The sequence below is a fragment of the Actinomycetospora sp. genome (assembly GCF_055612215.1).
On record NZ_JBVPVA010001125.1, the window covers coordinates 1 to 3,542 of the forward strand.

The 3,542-nt window shown below is 72.6% G+C and carries 3 protein-coding genes; 1 reads left to right on the forward strand and 2 read right to left on the reverse strand.

Translation table 11 applies throughout. The features are described from left to right. Positions 1-396, forward strand: a 396-nt coding sequence (locus AC0CYZ_RS30305; RefSeq protein ID WP_472221824.1) for a peptidylprolyl isomerase, incomplete at its 5' end; no start/stop codon positions are given. Between the two features lie 6 nt (positions 397-402). On the opposite strand, the gene AC0CYZ_RS30310 is transcribed toward AC0CYZ_RS30305, so the two are convergent. Together AC0CYZ_RS30310 and AC0CYZ_RS30315 are read right to left on the reverse strand one after the other, a co-directional pair. Further along, on the reverse strand, positions 403-1,926 hold the full coding sequence (locus tag AC0CYZ_RS30310) for a glutamate synthase subunit beta (protein WP_472221825.1): 1,524 nt from the start codon (positions 1,924-1,926) through the stop codon (positions 403-405). After that, a partial coding sequence (locus AC0CYZ_RS30315) for a glutamate synthase-related protein (protein WP_472221826.1) occupies positions 1,919-3,542 on the reverse strand: 1,624 nt, incomplete at its 5' end. The genes AC0CYZ_RS30315 and AC0CYZ_RS30310, both read right to left, overlap by 8 nt.

Sequence of the window (3,542 nt, forward strand, 5' to 3'; positions counted from 1 at the left end):
ACCCCGTGCCACCGCCTCACCACCGGTGAGGGCCTCAAGGTGCTGCAGTGCGGCGACCCGACCGGCTCGGGGTCGGGCGGCCCCGGCTTCCGCTACGCCGAGGAGCCGCCGACGAACCTCGCGCCGTCGCCGGTGAGCCAGGGGGCGTCGAACTACAGCCGGGGACTCGTCGCGATGGCGAAGACCTCGAGCCCGGACACGACCGGCAGCCAGTTCTTCCTCGTCTACGCCGACTCGGCGCTCCCCCCGCAGTACACCGTGGTCGGGCGCATCAGCGACGCCGGACTCGCGGTGCTCGACAAGGTCGCCGCGGCCGGGAGCGACAACTCGACCGGCGAGGGCGACGGGAAGCCGAAGCTCCCGGTGCAGATCACCCAGGCCCAGGTCCAGCCCTAGAGCCCCCTACCCCGCCGGCGTGAGCGGCAGCGCCCCCGGGTGCACCGGGGCCGGCAGCTCGGTCCGCCCGTCGGACGAGAGGACCGTGTCGACGGCGGCCGCGGCCGACCGGCCCTCGGCGATCGCCCACACGATGAGCGACGCCCCGCGGTGGGCGTCCCCGCAGACGAACACCCCGGGCGCGTCGGTCTGCCAGTCCGAGCCGCAGCCGATCGTGCCCCGCTTCGTGCGCTCGATCCCCAGGCCCGGGATCAGCGCCATGTCGTCGGGGCCGGTGAAGCCGATCGAGAAGAGCACGAGGTCCGCGGGCATCTCGTGGACCTCCTCGGTGGTCGGCACGACCTCCCGGGAGCCGTCGTCGCCCTTGCGCACCTCGACGGTCGCGAGCTCCACGGCCCGGACGTGGCCGCGGTCGTCGCCGACGAAGCGCCGCACCGCCGTCGCGAACAGGCGCTCGCCACCCTCCTCGAGGGCCGGCGGCGTGCGGTACATCAGCGGCCACGTGGGCCACGGCGAGGTCTGCGGGTCCCGGTTCAGCGGCGGCACCGGGTACTGGTCGAGCTGATGCACGCCGATCGCACCCTGCCGCGTCGCGGTCCCGTAGCAGTCCGCGCCGGTGTCGCCGCCGCCGATGATCACGACGTTCTTGCCGCGCGCGTTGATCGGCGAGGGCCCGTCGCCCTCGCACTCGCGGTTGGCCGGCGTCAGGTAGTCCATCGCGAGGTGGATGCCCTCGAGGTCACGGCCCTCGAGCGAGCGGTCGTCACGCGAGGCCAGCGACCCGACGGCGAGCACCACCGCGTCGTACTCGGCGCGGAGCCGCTCCACCGGCAGCCCGTCGGCCGAGTCGCTCCCGACCTCGCAGTTCACGACGAACCGCGTGCCCTCCGCGCGCATCTGCTCCAGGCGCCGGTCGAGCTCCCACTTCTCGAACTTGAACTCGGGGATGCCGTAGCGCATCAGCCCGCCGATGCGGTCGTCGCGCTCGTAGACGGTGACATCGTGGCCGGCGCGGGTGAGCTGCTGGGCCGCGGCGAGCCCGGCGGGGCCGGAGCCGACGACCGCGACCCGCTTGCCCGAGGCCTCCGTCGAGGGCTGCGGGGCGACGTGCCCGTCCCGCCAGCCGATCTCGGCGATCGACCACTCCACCCGCTTGATCGCGACGGACCCGGGCTGCTCGGTGATCGAGAGGACGCACGCCTCCTGGCACGGCGCCGGGCACAGCGCGCCGGTGAACTCCGGGAAGTTGTTGGTCGAGTGGAGCCGTTCCGACGCGCGGCCCCACTCGCCGAGGCGCACGAAGTCGTTCCACTCCGGGATGAGGTTCCCGAGCGGGCACCCGGCGCTCGAGGAGTGGCAGAACGGGATGCCGCAGTCCATGCAGCGGGCCGCCTGCCGGCGGGTCTCCGCCTCGACGTCCGGGTCGGTGACCGGCGCGTAGATCTCCGCCCAGTCGGTGCGACGGACCTCGACGGGGCGCTTGGGGTTGTCCTCGCGCTCGTAGGTGAGGAACCCGCGAGGGTCAGCCACCCGCCACCTCCATGATCACCTCGTTGACGTCGCGCCCCTCGGTCTGGGCGCGCTGGGTCGCGTCGAGGACCCGCTGGAAATCGGTGGGCATCACCTTGGTGAAGTGCCCGACCTGGGTGTCCCAGTCGTCGAGCAGGCGCGCGGCCTTCGGCGAGCCGGTGAGCTCCAGGTGGCGCTCGACGACGTGGCGCAGCCAGTCGGCGTCGTCACCGTCCACCCCGAGCAGGTCCACCATCTCGGTGTTGACCCGGATCTCGGGCAGGTCGTGCACGAACGCGATCCCGCCCGACATCCCGGCGCCCAGGTTGCGCCCGGTCGCGCCGAGCACCACGACGCGGCCGCCGGTCATGTACTCGCAGGCGTGGTCGCCGACGCCCTCGACGACGGCGAGCGCCCCGGAGTTGCGCACGCAGAACCGCTCCCCCACCTGCCCGCGCAGGAACACCTCGCCGCCGGTCGCGCCGTAGGCGATGACGTTGCCGGCGATGGTGTGGGCCTCGTCGTGCCCGAGCTCGTCGAACGTGCCGGTGAACTGCGCGTCCTCGGGCGGCCGGACGATCACCCGCCCGCCGGACAGGCCCTTGGCGACGTAGTCGTTGGCGTCGCCGATCAGGTCGAGGGTGATCCCGGGCGGGAGGAACGCCCCGAAGGACTGCCCCGCCGACCCGGTGAGCTCGACGTGGATGGTGTCGTCGGCCAGCCCGTCCCGCCCGTAGCGGCGCGTCACCTCCGCACCCAGCAGGGTCCCGACGGTGCGGTTGACGTTGCGGACCGGCATCTCGATGCGCACCGGCATCGCGTCGTCGAGCGCGCCCTCCGCGAGCTGGATGAACGTGCGGTCGAGCGCCTTCTCCAGCCCGTGGTCCTGCGAGGAGGTGCAGCGCCGGTCGGTGGAGGCGCCCTCGGGGACGTCCGGCACCGTGAACAGCGGCGCCAGGTCGATGCCCTTGGCCTTCCAGTTGTCGATCGCGCCGCCGGCGTCGATCAGCTCGGTGTGCCCGACCGCCTCGTCGACGGTGCGGAAGCCGAGCGCCGCCATGTACTCGCGGACCTCCTCGGCGATGAACCAGAAGAAGTTCTCGACGAACTCCGGCTTGCCCGTGTAGCGCTTGCGCAGCTCCGGGTTCTGGGTCGCCACGCCCACCGGGCAGGTGTCGAGGTGGCAGACGCGCATCATGATGCAGCCGTTGACCACCAGCGGCGTCGTCGAGAACCCGTACTCCTCGGCGCCGAGGAGCATCCCGACGATCACGTCCCGGCCGGTCTTCATGCCGCCGTCGACCTGCACGGAGATGCGGTCGCGGAGCCCGTTGAGCATGAGGGTCTGCTGGGTGTCGGCGAGCCCCAGCTCCCACGGCGCGCCCGCGTGCTTCAGGCTGGTCAGCGGCGCGGCACCGGTCCCGCCGTCCCACCCGGAGATGAGCACGACGTCGGCGTGGGCCTTGCTGACCCCGGCGGCGACGGTCCCGACCCCGACCGAGCTGACCAGCTTGACGTGGATCCGGGCCCGGTCGTTGGCGTTCTTGAGGTCGTGGATGAGCTGCTTGAGGTCCTCGATGGAGTAGATGTCGTGGTGCGGCGGCGGCGAGATGAGCCCGACGCCCGGCGTGGAGTAG